1 protein-coding gene is annotated in these 572 nt (G+C 41.8%); it reads left to right on the forward strand.

Annotated elements, in window-relative coordinates:
* Nucleotides 1-572 (forward strand): DUF6701 domain-containing protein (locus R7P74_RS28175; protein ID WP_318123969.1); only part of this gene is annotated, 572 nt, incomplete at both ends.

Genomic DNA, 572 nt, shown 5'->3' on the forward strand with positions numbered 1-572 from the left:
ACTAATCTTCAGATTCGAGGCTCTAGAGCGGGTGAAGTTACTATCGGCATTGCACACAGCTCGGTTCCACAGTTCGGTTTTGAGGATACACGTTGTCGAATTAATGGTGGTGAGCTTTCGGCCAAATACTGTAAGATTAAATTCCGTCGCAATACGTTATCTATCGTTGCTGAAGATGTCATCGCTAACAAGGAGTCTTCAGATAGCAACTTTTTTGAATTTTGCTCATCTAGTTCAACAACCGATACTACACGTAATATTAATATGAGCATGAAGCATACCGTAGCTCCGATAGTGCAGCCAGATGTTACGTTAAACTATATGAAGAGAGAGGGGGATACTGCGCCGGTTTGGAGCTCGGACAAAACTATTTCAGAGAAAGGGAGTACTTACCTTAAGGATGTATACTTTAATAATAATTGGCAAGCTAAGTTTAAGTTTACTTATCCTGAAGTAGGTCAAGTTTCGTTTATTGCTTCTGTTGAGGGGATTCAAGATTCCGAGGGTGTTGGCAAATTTGTGAGTTATCCACATCGCCTCCAAGTAACTGCAGATGGGCGGTGTAGCAGTAT

It is taken from the genome of Vibrio sp. 2033 (assembly GCF_033339735.1).